The 20,160-nt window shown below is 36.1% G+C and carries 20 protein-coding genes; all 20 read right to left on the bottom strand.

The annotated features are described in order from the left end of the window. Window positions 1-3: 3 nt before the first annotated feature. Window positions 4-1,200, bottom strand: a complete 1,197-nt coding sequence (gene essB / locus HCB45_RS06190; protein ID WP_185319574.1) for a type VII secretion protein EssB — start codon at window positions 1,198-1,200, stop codon at window positions 4-6. Between the two features lie 21 nt (window positions 1,201-1,221). Then, on the bottom strand, window positions 1,222-1,473 hold the full coding sequence (locus tag HCB45_RS06185; RefSeq protein WP_185319575.1) for an EsaB/YukD family protein: 252 nt from the start codon (window positions 1,471-1,473) through the stop codon (window positions 1,222-1,224). A 17-nt stretch (window positions 1,474-1,490) separates the two neighbouring features. Beyond that, window positions 1,491-2,000 (bottom strand): type VII secretion protein EssA, encoded by a 510-nt coding sequence (essA, locus tag HCB45_RS06180; protein ID WP_185619255.1) that lies wholly within the window; start codon window positions 1,998-2,000, stop codon window positions 1,491-1,493. Further along, window positions 1,990-5,214, bottom strand: a complete 3,225-nt coding sequence (gene esaA, locus HCB45_RS06175) for a type VII secretion protein EsaA (RefSeq protein WP_185619253.1) — start codon at window positions 5,212-5,214, stop codon at window positions 1,990-1,992. Before esaA ends, essA begins: the two co-directional genes overlap by 11 nt. 149 nt (window positions 5,215-5,363) lie before the next feature. Continuing rightward, window positions 5,364-5,657 carry a WXG100 family type VII secretion target gene (locus HCB45_RS06170; RefSeq protein ID WP_185319578.1) on the bottom strand — a complete coding sequence of 98 codons (294 nt, stop codon included), beginning with the start codon at window positions 5,655-5,657 and terminating at the stop codon, window positions 5,364-5,366. Window positions 5,658-5,995: 338 nt separating this feature from the next. Continuing rightward, window positions 5,996-7,288 (bottom strand): adenylosuccinate synthase, encoded by a 1,293-nt coding sequence (locus HCB45_RS06165; RefSeq protein WP_185619251.1) that lies wholly within the window; start codon window positions 7,286-7,288, stop codon window positions 5,996-5,998. 258 nt (window positions 7,289-7,546) lie between these two features. Further along, window positions 7,547-8,899 carry a replicative DNA helicase gene (gene dnaB / locus HCB45_RS06160; protein ID WP_003721677.1) on the bottom strand — a complete coding sequence of 451 codons (1,353 nt, stop codon included), beginning with the start codon at window positions 8,897-8,899 and terminating at the stop codon, window positions 7,547-7,549. Window positions 8,900-8,923: 24 nt separating this feature from the next. Continuing rightward, window positions 8,924-9,370, bottom strand: a complete 447-nt coding sequence (rplI, locus tag HCB45_RS06155; protein WP_003772680.1) for a 50S ribosomal protein L9 — start codon at window positions 9,368-9,370, stop codon at window positions 8,924-8,926. A gap of 2 nt (window positions 9,371-9,372) precedes the next feature. Next, on the bottom strand, window positions 9,373-11,346 hold the full coding sequence (gene pdeA, locus HCB45_RS06150; RefSeq protein WP_185319580.1) for a cyclic-di-AMP phosphodiesterase PdeA: 1,974 nt from the start codon (window positions 11,344-11,346) through the stop codon (window positions 9,373-9,375). A gap of 165 nt (window positions 11,347-11,511) precedes the next feature. After that, a complete protein-coding gene (locus HCB45_RS06145) occupies window positions 11,512-12,240 on the bottom strand; it encodes a LytR/AlgR family response regulator transcription factor (protein ID WP_003764753.1) in 729 nt (242 codons plus the stop codon). A gap of 18 nt (window positions 12,241-12,258) precedes the next feature. Then, a complete protein-coding gene (locus tag HCB45_RS06140) occupies window positions 12,259-13,554 on the bottom strand; it encodes a sensor histidine kinase (protein ID WP_185319581.1) in 1,296 nt (431 codons plus the stop codon). A 95-nt stretch (window positions 13,555-13,649) separates the two neighbouring features. Continuing rightward, entirely contained in the window at window positions 13,650-13,811 is a 162-nt protein-coding gene (locus HCB45_RS06135; protein ID WP_003721672.1) for a cyclic lactone autoinducer peptide, read from the bottom strand. Next, complete coding sequence (locus HCB45_RS06130; protein ID WP_185319582.1) at window positions 13,795-14,409, bottom strand: accessory gene regulator ArgB-like protein; 615 nt, start codon at window positions 14,407-14,409, stop codon at window positions 13,795-13,797. Before HCB45_RS06130 ends, HCB45_RS06135 begins: the two co-directional genes overlap by 17 nt. Window positions 14,410-14,664: 255 nt before the next feature. Beyond that, entirely contained in the window at window positions 14,665-15,282 is a 618-nt protein-coding gene (locus HCB45_RS06125; RefSeq protein WP_185619249.1) for a PepSY domain-containing protein, read from the bottom strand. A gap of 153 nt (window positions 15,283-15,435) precedes the next feature. Next, on the bottom strand, window positions 15,436-15,675 hold the full coding sequence (gene rpsR, locus HCB45_RS06120; RefSeq protein ID WP_003721669.1) for a 30S ribosomal protein S18: 240 nt from the start codon (window positions 15,673-15,675) through the stop codon (window positions 15,436-15,438). Window positions 15,676-15,718: 43 nt separating this feature from the next. Next, the gene (ssb, locus tag HCB45_RS06115) at window positions 15,719-16,258 is read right to left on the bottom strand and encodes a single-stranded DNA-binding protein (RefSeq protein WP_185319584.1); all 540 of its coding nucleotides are present in this window, start codon (window positions 16,256-16,258) and stop codon (window positions 15,719-15,721) included. Window positions 16,259-16,313: 55 nt separating this feature from the next. After that, the gene (rpsF, locus tag HCB45_RS06110) at window positions 16,314-16,607 is read right to left on the bottom strand and encodes a 30S ribosomal protein S6 (protein ID WP_003718123.1); all 294 of its coding nucleotides are present in this window, start codon (window positions 16,605-16,607) and stop codon (window positions 16,314-16,316) included. Window positions 16,608-16,886: 279 nt separating this feature from the next. Beyond that, the gene (gene arcA / locus HCB45_RS06105; protein ID WP_185619323.1) at window positions 16,887-18,119 is read right to left on the bottom strand and encodes an arginine deiminase; all 1,233 of its coding nucleotides are present in this window, start codon (window positions 18,117-18,119) and stop codon (window positions 16,887-16,889) included. A 71-nt stretch (window positions 18,120-18,190) separates the two neighbouring features. Then, window positions 18,191-18,850, bottom strand: coding sequence for a DedA family protein (locus HCB45_RS06100; RefSeq protein ID WP_185319585.1), 660 nt, complete (start codon window positions 18,848-18,850; stop codon window positions 18,191-18,193). Between the two features lie 223 nt (window positions 18,851-19,073). Further along, window positions 19,074-20,159: a glutamine--fructose-6-phosphate aminotransferase gene (locus HCB45_RS06095; protein WP_185619247.1), complete on the bottom strand. Its 1,086-nt coding sequence runs from the start codon at window positions 20,157-20,159 to the stop codon at window positions 19,074-19,076. Window position 20,160: the final 1 nt, after the last annotated feature.

The following is a 20,160-nucleotide window of genomic DNA, read 5'->3' as shown; positions in this document are numbered from 1 at the left end:
CCCTTATTTTGCCTCTGTATTTGTTGTTTCATCTGTTTCCTTTGTTTGTGTATTAACTTTTTCATCATATTCTTTTAAATTTTCTTCTAATGTTTTTAGTTTCTCTACTTTTTCATCACCGCTTAGTTTTGCATCACTTTGTACTTGTTCCATTTGTTTCGTTAAGCTGTACATTGCAAGCGTTGGGTCATCTAAAAGTTTCGCAATATCTAGTGACTTACCAAATTCACCGCGACCATTATAAATCCAGTAAAGCAAATTTTTCGGATCTGATTTTAAACTAATAGTATTCATAATGTTTTCTTTCTTTTTATCACTCATTTTTTCGCCGTTAACGTAGGAATAAGCAAGTTCGTATTGCACTGATTGCGGCATTTTTTCAGGATCCACATTCTCAAGCCCTGTAATCACTTTATCGTAGTCTGTTTTAAGAAAATTCTCATTCGCTGTAAGTAAATCGTTTTGAAGTGGCACTTTGATGAACGCAAAATAGCTCACTGGAATAGCCAGTAAAATCGCTACAATAATAAATCCAACAGCAAGTCCGCGAAAAGTCCCGTATTTTTTCTTTGGAACGATTGCCATATTTTTTTTCACAACCTTATGTTCCTTTATATATGCCTCTTCTAAAATAGCAGCAATATCTTGAATCGTTTTTGCATCTAAAATACTTTTTTCAAACTGAGTCCCTCTAGCACCCGAAAGCGAGCCATTATATAAATTTTCAAAAGAAAACTTCTTGGAAAACATCGCAATCGCAAAACACTGATATTGCTTAAAGAACATTTCTTCGGTCAATTCATATGGTGGTAAAATATTCTTAATCCCGCGGTGAACGATGCTCGGGACTAAATTTATATCAAAAATCAAATTATCGGGATGCAAGAAAAAAGTATAACGTGTATTCAGTAATCCACTTAAATCCGCAATATTCCGCAACGCTCGTAACTTGTCTTCACGTTCCATTTTGCGAACTTGTTCAAAACCATAAGTATGTTCAGCAATCTCATAAGAAATTGTGTAGGAATCACTATCACTCGTAATTTTTGCTGGAACGAAATGAGCGGCTTGTTTCTCTAATAATTCCAGTTGTGCCAACTCTTTTGCACGTGTTTTTGATTTAGGAAAATTAACGCTCCACGCTAAATCTTCATAAGTAAAATCGTAAGCTGTTCCGTCCATTTCTGTTGTCTTATTCATCGTTTTCATTCTCCTTTTTTTCTATAAAATTTCTAAAATATCGCCATCAGCAATTTGAAAATCAGTTAATTTATCGTCATCACTTAGTAAAATTGCTTTGTTCGTTGTTTTTATCGTGCATTTGGATAGATCTTTGTACTCTATTTTGAGTGTATCTGCTAAATTGATAATTAATGCTTTAATCGGCTGATGCACAGGGATGCGCAAATCATACTTATCTGCACCCCAATTAGTGAAATCAACTGTTACATTCATATGTGTATTTTTAACCATTTTGTTTTCCCCACTCTCTATTCAAATACATTACGGGCAGCCACATAAATTCCACCTGCTAAGGCCAGAAGTGTTCCAGCGATTGCACCTCCAACTGTTTTTTGCTTTGTCTTTTTAGTTTCATCTTCCGTATTAGTTGTTGTCATAGTTGTTTCGTTCGTTGCTGTAGCTTCATAGTTTCCAGAAAACAGCTTTTCTTTTGTTAGCTTCACGGTTTCTCCAGAGGTTGGCTCTTCTTCAAAAAGAGAATCCTTAATACGTTCGTACTCCGCTTTTTCAGCTTCTTTTTGTTTAGCCACTTTTTTATCCCACTCATCTGTAAAAAGAGGAAGACCATTTTTATCAAGCTCTGTTTCTTCCATTTCTTCTAACTCTTTCTTTTTTTCTTCATCGGTTTTTTGAAGCCGATCAGTTTTAATATCCATTTTTCCGTTATTTTCAAGATAGCTATCCGATTCAGCAGCGAGTATATTTGGAGAAAAAATAAAACAAATGAGTATTAATAATGTTCCCACTTTAATTTTCATCCAGATATTCCTCCTCTTTTTCGTTATTTTTAGAACGATGCCATACAAATAGATTAAGTGCAGCAAATAATACTGTCGCGCCGATTAAGCTGTACACAATTACAATATAGTCTTGTTGCATACTTAAAATGCCATTTAATAGTTGCTCCATATATTGCAACGGCGAGAACTTCCTAAATGTCGCAAAAATCGACTCATTATCAATATTCAGCCCAACTGCATCTGTCAAAAATAGATATAAACTTAAAATGAGTAGAATAATCGACATACCAATCATATTAAATTGTCGGAGTAAGTATGAAAAAGCAGTTACAAGCCCTATCATAACTAGCACACAAATCCCAATCCACAAGAACATCCCGATTTGTCCTACTTCAAAAATAAACCCTGAAACAGCTCCAATCACTAGACCTTCAATTATCGCTACACAAACCATTAAGAAGGTTATTGGAATATTTTTAAAGACAATCGACATTTCTTTCTCAAAGTCATTTAATTGTTCACGTTTTTTCTCTTGATGTGAAATTACATAGCTTGTGAAAATCGCGAGAATCGTACAAATTAAAATCATAAAGTATGGCATTGATTTATCCCCGGCCACAATCGTTCCAGCGTTCATCTTATCTACAGGATTACTCAAGAAACTATAAAGATTTTCATTTTGTCTATCCCCAACTCGACTATTGTTCATCACTTTTGCAAAATTTTTCTGGAATGTTTCGTCATCTTTCAATTTTTCACCGAGGTCATCTGACAAAGTAGCGGCTTCTTCCACTAATGTTTTTCCGCTTTTTTGGATGTTTTTTGCTTCTTTATCAATCGCTTCAAAAGTGTCATAAACCACTTCAGCTGATTTCAAATTCCCTTCTGATGTTCCAGCAAGTGATTCACTTTCTGCTAGCAATCCTGCAAATTCGGAACTTAGCTGAAGAGCTACCATTGCTTCTTCGCCCGATTTGTCTATCACAACATCGTTTTCTTCCATTAAATCTTTGCTGGTATTACGCCATGATTCAAGGTTTTGAAGTGTTAACACCAAATTATTATTTAGATTAATCGCTTCCTGAGTTGTTTCATTCAACCGATTTGTCACATCTTCTGATCTTGAATTTGCTTCTGCCATCATGGATTTATAATCAGTAATTCGTTGTTCAAAAGCTTTAATTTTTTTCGTGTAATCCGCTACAAATCTATCTGTTGTAAGATTTACAAAACTTCCTATTACATCTTCTTTATTAAACATGTAATAGTACGAAGAATTTTTTGCCGCGCCCTCCAATGTCATTTCATAATTGCTGAAATCAGGCATTTGACTCGAATCACCCGCGTCAATCCCGTAGTACAAATCAAATAAAGTCTGTAATTTATAGTAATCTTTCACTGTTTTTGTAATTACTTTTACAGAAGATTTAGTTTCGCTTAAATAAGTTGACTCTATAACGTTAATTGGCAACATTTCTTTCCTAACTAACACCGGATCCCCCACTGGTCCTTCCGGATTCGGGTTGTCTGGATTAGTTGGAATAATAGGTAAATCCGTGGATTCTATCTCTTGTTTTTCATACTGTTGCAAATAAGCATTCCAATTCACAGCGCCAATTAATGAAATGGTAGCTCCTTCGTTTAATTTTGCAGTCCCCGTGATTTTTATTTCTACTGGAGTCGCTGAAGCTGGCAAAGTAAGCTTCAATCCATTTTCATCAAATGGTTCTTGTTGAACTAATTCTGTTTGACCATCCACATTAACTGTACAAATTATATTTTCAAAACGGAAATTCTTGTCTAATGTAAGAAAAATTTCCGAATTATATTCATTTTCCGGTACGAGATACTTACTACTCTCAATTGGTATACCTTCTGTTTTTAATTTATTAATTGTATCGCTTTTTAGCGTATCAGTTGGTAGTGTCTTTTCGTCATTTGTAAAGCTAAAATCCTCCCCAAATGCACTTCGATGACTGTTGTAATATTCTTTTGAAAGTATAATAATATTTTTATATATGTCTTCATCTAGCCCAATCGAAGCGAGCTGTTGCGAATTATAAGTTGGCAAAGCTTTGATTTCTTTCACAAGCATTTTGTTAAAACCGGCGTTAATATCTTCTCCCGTTAAATCTTTTAAGCCAATTTCATTTAATTTATCCGAGTATTCATTTTCCTGTAAAATTCGTAACAAATCATTGTAGACTGCGGTTCGAAAGTCGTTATTAAGCGTCCCAATAATTTCCGCATCAAGCGCTTCAATTCGTGCATTTGTGTCCGTGATATAATTCTGCAGCCCTTGAGTTTGAGATAACAGGGAATTATTTCCTTCTAGAACCTGAAATTCCCACCTCATTTGATCATTGGCTTTTTCTAATGCTACCGTTTGTGTCCTGATATCGTCCGCCGAAAGAGCACCGTCAAATGACTGCAAATTCTCAGTGAATTTTGCGCCAAATGGTGCATTCATTTCTTGCGTTTTTGTAAAACCATCCATATTTTTCATGTATTCTGCATTTTCTTTTTTAGAAATATTTAAGCTTTTTTCAAAGTCTTTCATGATATCTTGAAATCCCTTGAAACTCTCTTTAGAATTTCCTGTGTAGTCTTGTACTGTTTTAAACTGGTCTGTATAGCTCGATAATGGATTGTTTATATCTTTATTGTAAATTGCGTCGTATTTTTTCTCTTCTTTTACTAATGCGCCTATATTGTCTTGCGCTTCTTGTAGAGTGGTTAAAATGCTCGCAAAATAAACATCAATAATACGCGTGTTGAAATCTTCCAATACAGACGCAGCTGTTTTTTCAGCTTCTGCTTTTAGGTCGCTATTTCCAACGTCATTTACTTTGTAACTAATGGTTACTTTTTCTGGTGCCTCAGATGTCATAGATAATGCTTTTTTAGAAAAATCACTAGGAATAACAATCATCATATTGTATACATCTCGTTTCAAGCCGCTTTCTGCAACACCACGACTTACAACGTACCATTCATGTTCTTCATCTTTTTCAATACTTTTAACAAATTGATTTCCAAACTCTGCTCGTTTTCCTTGGAATGTGTCACCTTGGTCCTCATTAACAAGCGCGATAGTCATTTTATGCGCTTTTTTCGTATTATTTTTATCATCCTTACTCGCTCCTTGATTTAAGGCCAAATAAGTAATTCCTGCCGAAAGAAAAATCGCCAAGACTAAAAAGAGTAAAATACTCCATTTTACTTTCTTCATTCATGTCCCACTCCCGCTGTGTCTTTTTTTATATAAATGCCTTTTTAGACATAAGCTTTCTATTTTAGAAAAAGCCATGCAAAAAACTGCATGGCTTTTCGTAAAGCATCCAACGATATTTGTATGTATGCTTCACTGTTGAATAATTTTTAGAATCCAAAGTTTTGAGAAAGTTGTTGATCGTGCTCTTCTACTGCATTTGCTGTCTTCTCAAGTTGATCATTAATTTGATCCATTAAGTTTGCGAATTCAGTTACTTTTGGTTTTAATTGTTCAAATTGCTCATCAAAACGCATAAAAGCTTGACCTTCCCATTCGCTACGTAGTTGATCTTGTAGTTGGCTTAAACGACTTAAAATATCCTCAATATCTCGACCACTTTGACCATAAGTTTTTGCACGATCGCGTAGTTCGTTTGGACTCATACGAATTTGACCTGACATTCACTTCATCTCCTCTTATTTTCTATTGTGAATAAGATATCACATTAAAATTATATCATGAATTCACAAAATAAAATGTGACAAAAAAGTGAAAATACACCCACTAAAACACTGATAATAAACGTTTTTTGGATTGCTCACTCTATTGAAAAGAGTATTTTTTCACAAACAAACTCTTCGATGATATATTTTTAAACTTCAATCATATGAAATGTTGTTTTTTACAGATTTATAAGTTCTCTTTTCTTGGGGGAAATGCTGTTATTTTTATACTCCTAGAATTTGAATACAAAAAAGCTTCTTGAGGAAAACTCCTCAAAAAGCTTTTAGAATTATTATTAAGCTAGACGCCAAACACTTTTTACGACATGCGTTTGAGCGCGATCAGGACCAACAGAAAACATGGAAACTTGTACACCAGTAAGCTGTGCAATACGTTCCATATAATGACGACAATTTACTGGCAGATCATCTAATGATGTAACCCCAGTAATATCTTCTGTCCAACCTGGAAGTTCTTCATAAACAGGTTCGCAACGAGCTAAGTCTTTCAAACTTGCTGGGAACTCTGAAATTGTTTTTCCATCTAATTTATAAGCTACACAGATTTTAAGTGTTTTAATTCCAGTCAAAACGTCTAGTAGAGTTAACGACAAATCCGTTAGTCCACTTACACGACGAGCATGACGAACAACCACACTATCAAACCAACCTACACGACGCGGACGACCAGTCGTTGTACCGTACTCATGGCCAACTTCACGAATAGTGTCCCCGATAGAATCAAATAATTCTGTTGGGAAAGGACCATCTCCAACACGTGTTGTATAAGCTTTAGCCACACCAACAACATGGTTGATTTTTGAAGGACCAACACCGCTACCGATAGTTACACCACCAGCAATTGGGTTACTTGAAGTTACAAACGGATATGTTCCTTGATCAATATCAAGCATAACCCCTTGTGCACCTTCAAATAATACACGTTTGCCGTCATCTAATGCATCATTTAAAACAACTGACGTATCACAAACATAGTCTTTAAATTGTTGACCATATTCGTAATACTCGTCTAAAATATCTTCTAGTTTAAAGCCTTCCAGCTCATAAAAACGTTCTAGTAAACGGTTTTTCTCACCAAGATTATGCTCTAATTTTTCTTTAAAAGTTTCTTTATCGAGTAAATCGATAATACGAATACCAACACGAGCTGCTTTATCCATGTACGCTGGCCCGATACCTTTTTTCGTTGTACCGATTTTGTTTGCGCCTTTACGTTCTTCGTCAGCTTCATCAATGCGAATGTGATACGGTAAAATAATGTGCGCGCGGTTAGAAATACGCAAATTAGAAGTATCCACGCCTTTGTCATGAAGATATTTTAATTCCTCCACTAAAGCTTTTGGATCAACAACCATACCGTTACCAATAACACTAATTTTTTCTTTGTAAAAGATACCTGATGGAATTAAGTGCAATTTGTAAGTTACGCCATCAAACTTAATTGTATGACCCGCATTGTTTCCACCTTGATATCTAGCAATCGCTTCTGCATTCTCGGAAAGAAAATCCGTAATCTTCCCTTTTCCTTCATCGCCCCACTGTGTTCCTACAACAACAACTGAAGACATTTAAACACCTCATTTAATTGGTCTTTGATAGCTATGATTTTTTCATAGCCTCTTCATTTTCCACTATACATTGTACCGTTTGCCACTAAAATAGTCAATGGATTTACGAACATTGATTTGTAAGGTAATTTTATCGTTCGCTTTTTTAAACATTTTAATAGAAAACCAAAGTGCATTTTTAGTAATACGATACCTTTTTGCGTAAAATAAAAACCTTGCGAACTCCAAATCTAATTAGAATTTCACAAGGTTTCCTTATTAAGCCATTGCGTCGTCGTAACGCACTTCTAAATTCACAAACTTATTGTATTCTTTTACAAAGGCTAATTTCACATCACCGACCGGACCGTTACGTTGTTTTGCAATAATAATCTCAATCGTACCGTCATTTTCACCTTCCCGGTCATAGTAATCTTCCCGGTATAAAAAGGCTACAATATCCGCATCTTGCTCAATCGAACCCGATTCACGAATATCTGACATCATTGGTCGTTTATCTTGGCGTTGCTCCACACTACGAGACAACTGTGAAAGGGCGATTACTGGTACTTCAAGTTCCCGCGCCAAAGCTTTTAACGACCGAGAAATCTCAGAAACCTCTTGTTGCCTATTTTCGCCGCCACGACCGCTCCCAGCAATAAGTTGCAGATAATCAATCACAATCATACCAAGACCAGTTTCTTGTTTTAAACGGCGGCACTTGGAACGAATCTCATTCACCCGAACACCTGGCGTATCATCAATATAAATCCCAGAATTAGAAAGTGTACCCATCGCAATTGTCAGCTTTTGCCAATCATCGCTCGTTAAAGCACCTGTCCGTAAATTCTGCGCATTAATATTACCTTCCGCACAAAGCATCCGCATGACAAGTTGTTCCGCACCCATTTCCAAACTAAAGATAGCAACATTCTCGTCTGTTTTTGTCGCAACATTTTGCGCGATATTTAAGGCGAATGCCGTTTTACCAACAGAAGGACGCGCCGCAACAATAATTAAATCATTCCGCTGAAAACCAGCTGTCATTTTATCCAACTCATTAAATCCAGTCGGAATTCCAGTAATATCACCTTTACGATTGTGCAAAATCTCAATATCATCATATGTTTTAACAAGAACGTCTTTAATATTCTTGAAAGCTCCGACATTTTTACGTTGCGAAACTTCCAAGATACTCTTTTCCGCTTCGTCCATAAGCATATCGAGCTCGTCTTCGCGCGAATATCCATCTGTGGCAATTTGGGTAGCAGTTCTAATTAAACGTCTGAGAAGCGCCTTGTCCTCGATAATATGGGCATAGTATTCCAAGTTAGCCGCAGTCGGTACAGCACCGGATAATTCCGTCAAATAAGGCAAACCGCCCGCATCTTCTAAATTACCCTTGGCAGCAAGCGCCTCATATACTGTTAAAACATCGACAGCCTTCCCGTGGTCGTTCAAATCAAGCATCGTTTCGAAAATGATTTGGTGACCAGTTCGATAAAAATCATCCGGCATTAAAATTTCAGAAGCAGTAATCAGCGCATTTGGCTCAAGAAATATCGCGCCCAGTACAGCTTGTTCGGCTTCAATATTTTGTGGTGGTGTTCTGTCCTGGAAATTATTATCCACTGTCTTACGCTCCCTTAAGAAAAATTATTCTTCACTGACATGTACATCAAGTGTTGCCGTTACTTCATGGTGCAGCTTCACAGGCACCTTCGTATGTCCTAAAGCTCGAATTGCTTCTGGTAGATCCATTTTGCGTTTATCTACCTTAATACCATGCGTTTTTTCAAGTGTTTGAGCAATTTGTTTAGATGTAATGGAACCAAACAATCTACCGCCTTCACCAGATTTCGCTTTTAATTCCACTGTTAATTTTTCCATTTTTTCTTTCAAAGCTTTTGCCTCAGCTAATTCTTCGGCAGCTAATTTATCTTCTTTTTTCTTTTGAGCTGAAAGTGTGCTTAAAGCCGCATTGCTAGCTTCGACCGCGTAACCATTTTTAATTAAAAAATTGTTTGCATAACCATCTGCAACATTTTTTGTTTCACCTTTTTTACCTTTACCTTTAACGTCTTTTAAGAAAATAACTTTCATAATTATGTTTCTCCCTTCCAATACGCATCAATGGCGCTAATTAATTGTTTTTCTGCTTCTGCAATTGTAACATCTTTAAGCTGTGTGGCCGCATTCGATAAATGTCCGCCACCGCCTAGTTTTTCCATAATGACTTGCACATTGATTTGTCCAAGCGACCGCGCACTAATCCCGATTAATTTATCCGGACGTAGCGTAATAACGAAGGATGCTTGCACGCCTTCCATCGAAAGCATTGTATCTGCAGCCTGTGCTGCAATGACCGTACCAAATTCCTCGTCTTCACGCCCAGCTGCAATCGCCATTCCATCATGATAAATTTCAAGCGACTCCACTAAACGACTCCGCTGAGTAAAAGTAGTAATATCTTCTTTCAAAAATTGCTGCACTAAAATCGTATCCGCACCAAGCGACCGTAGATAACTAGCCGCATCAAACGTGCGCGACCCAGTCCGAAGTGTAAAGTTTTTCGTATCAACGACAATTCCGGAAAGGAGTGCCGTCGCTTCAATTTTCCCAACTTGCTCTAAGTCAGGTTGGTACTCAAATAGCTCCGTAATCAGCTCGGCCGTAGATGACGCATATGGCTCGATATAAACCAGAACCGGATTACCAACAAATTCCTCTGAACGACGGTGATGATCGACAACAACCACATTCGTAGCAGAATCAAGCAGTTCCTTATTAATAACCATCGAAGGTTTGTGCGTATCAACTACGACAAGCAAACTCTTTTCTGTGATATTTTCCAGTGCGACTTGCGGCGTCACAATATTTTTAATCACATTTGGATATTCTTCAATTTCATTCATTAGCCGCTTCACATCAGGGCTCATTTTGCCAGGTTCAACAACCACATAAGCATTCCGGTTGTTCATTTCAGCAATTCGCATTACACCTAAGCTTGACCCAATTACGTCCATATCTGGATAGCGGTGTCCCATAACAAAAACTTGATCACTTTGCGTAATCAGTTCTTGTAAGGCTTGCGAGATCACGCGTGCCCGAACTCGAGTCCGTTTTTCCATCGGGTTCGTTTTTCCACCATAAAATCTAACTTTTCCTTCAGGCTGTTTAATTACGACCTGATCTCCGCCTCGCCCTAGAGCAAGGTCCAAGCTTGACTGAGCCAAATCTGCTAACTTAATCAAATCATCTTCCTTATAGCCAATCCCAATACTTAAAGTCAGCGGAATATTTTGTTTTGACGTCCGCTCACGAATTCGGTCCAAAATTTGAAACTTCTCTTCCTCTAATTGCTTCAACATTTCTTCAGTCAAAAAAGCCATAAAGCGATCTGTCGAAATTCGCTTCAAATAAATACGGTGCTCCCTGGCCCAGTTAGTCAACATGGAAGTCACTAAGTTATTTAATGCACTACGTCGTCTGTCATCCATTCCTTGCGCCCATTCATCATAATTATCTAAGAAAATAACCGCGAAAACAGATTTATTCGCTTGGAATTTCTTATTCAAATCATAGTACTCTGTTCGGTCGTATAGATACAAAATCCGCTCTTTACGCTTAACAATCGTATCAAAACGATGATCACGCCAAGCAATCGACATAATTCCCTTTTCATCATTTCCAGTAATTACATCCAAAAATTCAGGTCCCACTTCTTCTAAAGACTCCCCGATTAGCTCTGTTTTATCAAAGTATTTAGACATGAACGGATTAACCCATTCGATTTTATAATGTTCATCATACAGCAATATTCCCATCGGCATTTCTACAAGCGCTTCTTCTTCACTACGCTTAATCCGGTACGTTAAATTAGAAACATATAGTTGAACGTCCTCATTCAGGCGATATTCAAAATAAAACATCGCAACTGTAAGAATAATTCCACCAACAACAATTAACGCCGATAACCACCACGAAAAAAAGAACGTGATTACGCTCAAAATAATTGTCGCTGCAATCAGACCGTATAATGGATATTTAAGCATTCGTTTTTGAAAATAGCCTGACATTTCATCCAGCTCCCCATTTTTTTACATACTTTTGTCTGAAATTGAGTATCTATATCATAACATAAAATTAACTAACAATTCATCACTATTATTTTACCTATAATTCCGTGTTTCATCAAATTCAAGCTAACCTTCATACAAAAAAAGCGACCTAGAAGGCCACTTTTATAAACTCAAGCTTTTAATTAGTTTCGATGATGCATAACAATTTTCTCCGTTAGACATCTTCACCACGCCTTTTGTTGTATCTAATTCATGAATATTTTTCTTGTTCACAATATACGAGCGATGGCATCTATAAAAGGATTCATCCAACATTTTCTCAATGCTTTTCAGCTTACCATAAAACTCCACTTGGCGATTTTTGCCATGTAAAATTACTTTATGAATTGTAGGAGCTGTTTCGAAAAACAAAATATCGTCTAAAAGTTCATGAATAATCTTTTTATCTGAAACTTTAAAGGTAAAGTACTTCTGCATATCTTGGTCATTAGAAATACGTTCTTCAGCTTGCTTCATACAAGCTAAGACACGATCTTGCAACATATCAATATCATCTTTAATAATATAATCAAGCGCTTCCACCTTATACGTAAAAGTCATATAGCTTAGTTCCGCATGTGTTGTAATGAAAATAATGAAACCACGCGGATCGAATTTCCGAATTTCTTGAGCTAATTCAAAGCCATTCATGTCCGGTTGTCCTAAATCAATATCTAGAAAATACAATCCCATACCTTGATGTCTAGGCATTCGTGACACTAACTCAAATGGATCTCCTGTTGAAAGCTCTAACTTCATATCAAAATGTTCAACCATTATATAGTCTTCAATATATTTTGTTAACCTTTCTCGCTGCATTCTGTTATCTTCACAAATAAAAACCGGTAGCATAAACTCATCCCCATTCTTCTACATAATTTCTAATTCTTGAATAACTTCTCTATTAGTCACTTTTGTGTCTAAGGCAACATGCGAATATTTTTTCATAATCTCCCGCAAACTAGCAAGGCCTAAACCCCGACCTTCTCCTTTTGTGGAAAAACCTTCTTCAAATATTTTATAAATTGGTGGCATATTTACAGGTAAACTATTCGCAAACACAATAATTATGCTATCACCTTTTTTCACGAAAGCGATACGAATAACTGGATTTTCGCAAGTTAGCGCTGCTTCAACAGCATTGTCTAGCAATATTCCAACAACTTTACACAAATCTATAATATCCATCGAAATTTTATCAATCGGTTCAACAACTTCCAAAATCGCATCAATTTTCAACTCTTGAGCTCGTATTAACTTAACTGCCAATAAGCCCTTTAGTTCAATTACATGAATATTTTGAAGCAGTGAAATCTTATAGTTATTCGATTCAATTGTTTTATTTATAGGTACAATATTATTTTCAAAGTAATACTTCAAACCCGGCATATCATTATTATCGATATATCCAATAAGCGTTGATAGGATATTCACATAATCATGACGAAAAACGCGCATTTCTCTATGCAGGGACTCTAATGTAGTAACATAATCCTGTAACTGTTCTAGCTGTTCCTTCTGATTTTGTACTTTAAGTTCGTTGGTTGCTGTATTAATAACAACCGTCACAATAACTATTAGCAAAATGGTGTATCCTGTAAAAATTAGTGTATTAATTTTCAAAACTGAACCATCGAAACCTGCAATTGACCCCGCGTATATATTCATATAGAACGCTAATACAGTAAGCGCCACGATAGAAAAAATAATATACGCATATTTTCTATGTTCAACAAATCTAGAAATGTTAACTTTTTCAACCAGTTTTCTAAGAAGAAACGAAAATACTAACAAATTTGCCAACATTCCCGCGCAATAAATTAGCGTTGGTAATAATTCATTAAAAATCTCATCATATTTAAAGTTCAAGCCTGGTACTAAAATAAAACCTACTATAGAATCACTGATAGTAAGCAAAATAATAACCACAAGCGTAATAGAACCTGAAACTACCACATTTTTATTTTTCCAATATAGGGCACTTACAAAAATTATCAACACAAAAATCATCGACCAGTATTGAACTAATGTAAATAAAGGGAAGGCTAGCATAGCAATTGCTATAGTAACCAATCCCTCTTTAATTGAAAAAACTTTGTTTGTCAAAATCTGGATTGCTATAAAAATACCCGTTATCTGTATAATTGCCATCAAAATACTAAACATATTAATCCTCCACTGTCTAAAATATCTATGTTTAAATATGTAAGTTTGCCTTCTTTTTATTTTAGCATGAATTTTGATGTTATACAGTTTTAAATTTATTTATTTTCGTTTTTTTCTTGCATTTTTACAAATGGACTTTTTGGTTCGTATACAAACATGAAACAAGCTTTACTCATAGAAGAATCCGCAACTTTCATGGATTGTTCTTCTAGCTTTCTAGAAAGGAATTTACCAACTGATTTATTCATATTTTTCATAGTTCCGATACCTCCTTTTCAATAGTTTGTAAGTAAGTGGATTAATACTTATCACCTGAAACAAAGATCCTACCATGATTAATGTTTTCATCTCTGCGAATGGTATTAGTAACGCAATTCCCGTTAAAATTAGCGTCCCTATCATCGCTTTTCTTTTTAGTTTTTTTCGGTGTTCTTCACCGATTAAAGGCAAACTTTCTGTGTCTGCCGGAGCGAATAAAAACATGTTGAGTAGTATAAATGCAAATGTGCCTAAAACAATCCAATTATTAGAGGGCAAATTTTGGAAAATAAAAGGCGCAAGCACAAACATTGTTAAGCTAATTAGTGTACAATTCAATGTTTTGGTTGCGTGTAATCCAAAAGAATACCGTCTGAGCCATAAATATGACAGATGCACTGTCACCGTTTGCAGTAATAACCCTGTTACTAAGGCAATACCGTATACGATTGCAAACTTCATGACATTAATTAAAATTATCTCTAGCCCATATTTTACTTTTAAATAACCTTCTTCGTCATCTTTCCAGCGATCTTTTGAAATCAAAACATCCGCCATTTTTTCTGACAAAGGTACTTTTGCGGTAAAATTACTCAACTAATTCACCTCCACTAACATTTTACAACGAATTTAGTCATTATAACCAAAAATGTAATGAAATGTCCGATTCTTGTCATGAACGACTTAAAAATGGTCAAATCAGCAATTTTTTGGATACATTTCAGAATTTTCAAACGTGTAAAAAGAACCTATTAACAGGATTAAAGACCCATATTAATTCTTAATTTTAGTAATAATATTCATAAAAAAAGCAACCTATGAAAGAATAATCACAGGTTGCTTTTTGCTTAATTAATCGTCTTGCTCTGTTTGAAGGACTTCTAATGTCTTAGCATTTAGTTTGATATCGTATTTTTGGTTGTCTTGTTTTACTGTTACTTCATAATATGTGGTATCTAATTCCCGCTCTATGTTCCAACTTGTAACGTCGCCAGCTTGTTGATTAATTGCTTTATCCATTGCTTCTTTCGGTGACTTAATCCCATCTAAAGTAAGTTTTTCGTTTTCTTTTTCAGCACCACCAGCATCTTCTTTATCAAGCTTATCTGTTTCATCACTCAACTGTTCTTTTGTTTCAGCATTGAATTTCATTTCATATTCATTGTCATTTGAAATTCCATCAACAGTATAAACATATTTTCCCAGGCTTTTCTCTAATTCAACGCTAGATATTTCTGCATCCGTATGTTTGTCTTGGAATGCCTTTACTGCGTCTTCATAACTCATATCAAAGCTTTTGTTTTGCAGGCTATCTGTTGAATTACTATCATTACTACTGCTTTTACTACTTGTTGTTTCGTTACTGCCATTAGATGAAGAAGTATCCTTATCATCATCTCCAAAACTACATGCCGACAAAGCACCTACTAGTAAAACTGTCATCCCTACTGTCGCTATTTTTTTATACATTTTGTTTCCCCCTGTGCATTTTTTTCTTCTATTTAAGAATAACATAAAAGCAAGCTGCTTAACGTCCACCTTAAGCCCTAAGTTTTCTCCACATAAAGTCTTCCTTTTAACAAAAAACAGTCTAGAAATGAATTCTAGACTGTTAAAATTAACTTATTTTTCTTCAGCAACAAATGGTAGTAAAGCCATTTGGCGAGAGCGTTTGATAGCAACAGTAAGTTTACGTTGATATTTAGCGCTCGTTCCAGTTACACGACGAGGTAAAATTTTACCACGTTCGGAAACGAATTTTTTTAGAAGTTCTACATCTTTATAGTCGATATGCGTAATACCATTGGAAGTAAAGTAACATACTTTTTTCCGACGGCGTCCGCCTCTGCGTCCTCCAGCCATTGAAAGTTCCTCCTATCTTAAAGTTCAAACCGCTAAAATGAATTTAGAATGGTAAATCGTCATCAGAAATGTCGATTGGCTTACCATCACTTGCAAAAGGATCATTGTTAGTGGATTGATAATTTTGATTTTGAGATTGTTGCTGGTCCTGTCCGAATCCACCGTTATTAGTAGGTGCTTGTCCGAAGTTATTTCCACCGTTATTATAATTATTGTTGTTATTTCCGCCTTGATAGTTATTATTTCCGCCACCGCCATTAGCATTGCGCGGCTCAAGGAATTGAACACTCTCAGCTACAATTTCTGTCACATAAACACGTTTACCATCGTTTCCCTCGTAATTACGAGTTTGAACCCGGCCATCAACCCCTGCCATACTTCCCTTCTTCAGGAAATTAGCAACGTTTTCTGCTGGTTTACGCCAAACAACACAATTAATAAAGTCAGCTTCTCGTTCTCCCTGTTGGTTAGTGAACGTACGATTTACAGCTAAAGTAAAAGTCGCAACGGCCACACCAGCTGGAGTGTAACGTAATTCAGGATCTTTTGTTAAGCGTCCTACAAGTACTACACGATTCATCATGCAAAACCAACCTCCTCTCGTTTAGTAAATCAAGGTCCTAGCCCTGAATAAATTCTTATGCTTCTTCTTTAATTACCATGTGACGAACGATATCATCAGAAATTTTTGCTAAACGGTCAAATTCGTTGATAGAATCTGCTTTATCAGCATTCAATTTCACGATGTGGTAAAAACCATCACGATAGTCATTGATTTCGTATGCTAAGCGACGTTTACCCCATTCTTTTGATTCGATGATCTCCGCGCCATTTTCAGTTAAGATTCCGTCAAAGCGTTCAACAACAGCTTTTTTCTCATCTTCTTCAATATTAGGGCGAATAATGTACATAATTTCGTACTTTCTAGCCATCTACTCTACACCTCCTTGTGGTCTTAAGCGGCTCTGATAAGGTATGTAATCACACCATATCCCTGAAATTAAGACTGCCTTTAGCAAGCCTTAAAATCAAGAGCGAGCAAGGAATAATTTATAATTACTCACAATAAAATATTATATCATAGCGCAAACTAACCAGCAAGATATTTCTCGAAAATTTCTGGTTTGAAAACACTATAGCATATCTTAAAAACAGCGACAATACTTTTTGTGAAAGTCGTGTTTTAGCGAGAATCACCAGTTTTTCAAGGCTTATTTTAAATTTTCCCTAGTTATCGGCATTGTCATACATCTAGGACCTCCGCGCCCCCTAGAAAGCTCTGAGCTAATTACTTCATGAACCTTAATACCAGCCTTTCTTAAAAGATCATTTGATACATGATTTCGATCATATGTAATTACTTCTCCCGGGGCAATTGCAAGCGTATTAGCGCCATCATTCCATTGCTCTCTCGCTGAAACAATCACATCTTCTCCGCCACAAGGAATAAAATCAACTTCTGGCACTCCTAGAACTTCGGCAATTACACGCTTAAAATCTCTACGCGGAGTGATTTCTAGCCCGTTTTCACTTTTTTCTAAAATATAGACATTTAGTTCGCCTTGCTGGTTTTGAATAGCAGGGTGAATTGTAAACTGTGCAAAATTGACCATTGTAAAAACGGTATCTAAATGCATAAATGATCTTGTTTCTGGTATTTCAGCTGCCAGTACTCGCTTGATTTTTGGAGCGCGACTAAATAAACTTTCTGCTAGCCGTTCAACCGCACGCGCATCAGTTCGCTCAGAAACACCAACGAGAACCGTTTCCTCATTCAATACAAGCTCATCTCCGCCCTCTAATGGAAAAGGCTCTTCTCGACCAGACCATATCGGGATTTCTTGACTACTAAAACGAGGATGATGTTTTAAAATAAGCTCAATAAATAGCGACTCTCGTCTTCTTGCAGGTTGGAACATTTTGTTAATTGTTACACCACTGCCAATGACTGCAGCCGGATCACGTGTAAAATATAAATTAGGTAACGGATCCAAGAAAAACGGATATTGTTCGTCCATCATTTCATTTAAATGTTTCTTTTTACGTTCTGGAATTTCTGATTTTTTCAATCCGGACATAAGTTTTCGAATCATTTCTTCTTCATCAAAAGACATCAAATAATCATGTACATAGAGAGCACTCTCATCCATTTGATTAGATTCTTTAATCATTTTCGTTAAAAAATGTTCTTTATTACTAGCTTCTTTTAAAGCTTCTGCTGCTAATTTTTCTAAGTAGAGCACTTCAATATTCGAGTCTTGCATCGTTTTGACAAAGAAGTCATGTTCTTTTTGCATCATTTTTAAGTAAGGTATGTCATCGAATAACAACGACTCTAGATATTCTGGCGTGATATTTTCCAACTCAGAACCTGGTCTTTTTACAAGGACCGTCTGCAGTTTACCAATTTCGGATGTAATATTTAAAACATTTTCCATTTCTATCACCTCTTCCTAAACAATTACCCCAAAACTTATCATTTATACATTTCCCGGGAAATAAAAAAACACGGAAATTAATCCGCGTTTTTTTGAGCCATCTTACTTCTAATAAAGGAAACAACCATTGGAATTACCGAAACTACAATGATTCCGATCACAACTAATGAGAAGTTGTCTTTAACGATTGGGAAATTCCCAAAAAAGTAGCCTGCAAGTGTACAAAGCAGAACCCAAACAGTGGCTCCTAAAATATTATAATTGATGAAATAGCGATAATTCATCCGACTTGCTCCTGCAACAAACGGTGCAAATGTACGAATGAACGGCATAAATCTAGCAATGAAAATTGTTTTCCCACCATGTTTATTGAAAAACGCCTCTGCTTTTGCCATTTTTTCTTGATTTATTAATCTCCCAAACCAACTGTCTTCTGGTATGGAAGTTCCAATTTTTTTACCGATTTGATAGTTCACTGAATCCCCAATGACTGCAGCTAACCAAAGTGTGATAATTAGAGGCACAATATGTAAAATTGAACCATCCAATACGGATAAAGCTCCCGCGGCGAATAGTAATGAATCTCCTGGTAAAAACGGAAATACTACTAGACCAGTTTCTATGAAAACAATCAAAAACAAAATGATGTAAGTCCAAATTCCAAAATTATTTATAATCTCCACTAAATGTTGGTCAATATGCAAAATAAAATCAATGATGTACGTAATAAAATCCACCAGGCACTCACTTCCTTTTCTTTTTTTAAAAGTCAAAGTTCATTTTACCACAAGTTAACTCTCCTTGTATCAGACTTGTGACTTATTTATCAATTTTTAACAATTAATTTCTTTTCTAAATGGATATTTGGTTAGCTCAGTTATTGCCGTAATTTTATGAGTTATAGTCAAAAAAGACTGAAAAAACCGTTTCTCCTTTGGTTTTTCCAGTCTATTAGTATTTTTAAGCGTAGTCTCCAGGTTTTGTTTTACTTTTCATTGCTACACCAAAGTCTGTGTAGATCCGTTCTGTTAATTTGTTCCCTTTCAACTCTGCAATGTGATGAGCTAAGATTTGAAAAGGGAGTATCATTAGGAACGGCGCTTGGTATTCGTCTAAATCTGCTGGTATCCCCAGCGTTCGGTCATTTTCAGCAGTGCCAAATTTAATAGTATACGTAAACGGGGTATACTTAGATTCATAATCACGTAACAATACTAAACGCTCGGTAACTGCGCTCTCTGTCTCTAAGAAGAAGATTCTATGTTGCGGGTTAACTTCTAAATATGGCCCGTGCATAAAAGCCTCTAAATCAAGTCCTTGTGACGGTACACGGACAGTTTCTGAGAATTTTGTTTCAAATTCTTTGCATGTTCCAACAGTAGGACCATATCCAATTGCTGTGAACTTCGGTGCAGTAGCAAACTCTTCTTGCCATTTTTCATAAAATGCTTCTGTACCTGCAATTGTTGCTGGAATCGCATCAGTTGCTAGGCTAAATGCTTTGATTTCACTGTTAAACCGAGTTACATCAATTTGCGCTGTTTTATATGCGAAATGAAGTCCTGTTAGCATTAATGTTAGCACAGTTGCTGTAAAACCTTTTGTTACGTAGCCAACTCGTTCTTTTCCACAGCCAATATCAAGTGTAATATCCGCAAATTCAGCAATTTCACTCGTTACATCACTAGTTAGAGCCACTACTGGTACAGAAGCTTCTTTTTTCACACGTTCTAGCGCGGAAATGGTCGACGTGCTTTGCCCACTTTGCGAAATACCGATAACTAAATCTAGGTGACTTGATAATTTTTCGTAATATAGATGATTGAATGGTTCTTCAATTGTAATACGGACATCTGCTAGATTTTCAATGTAATATTTGGCGCTTTGAGCTGCATTCAAACTTGATCCAGTTGCTAAAATCAACCATTCTTTTGCGCCTTTTTTTACAAGAGATTCTAGTTTTTCTGCATTCGTTTGGAAATCTGCTAAAATCGATTTACACATTCCTTCTTCTTCGTTAATATAAGTCATCATTGTTGGTTTCATT

This window comes from Listeria farberi, assembly GCF_014229245.1.
Taxonomy (GTDB): domain Bacteria; phylum Bacillota; class Bacilli; order Lactobacillales; family Listeriaceae; genus Listeria; species Listeria farberi.
This window is presented reverse-complemented; position numbering and strand designations above follow the sequence as displayed.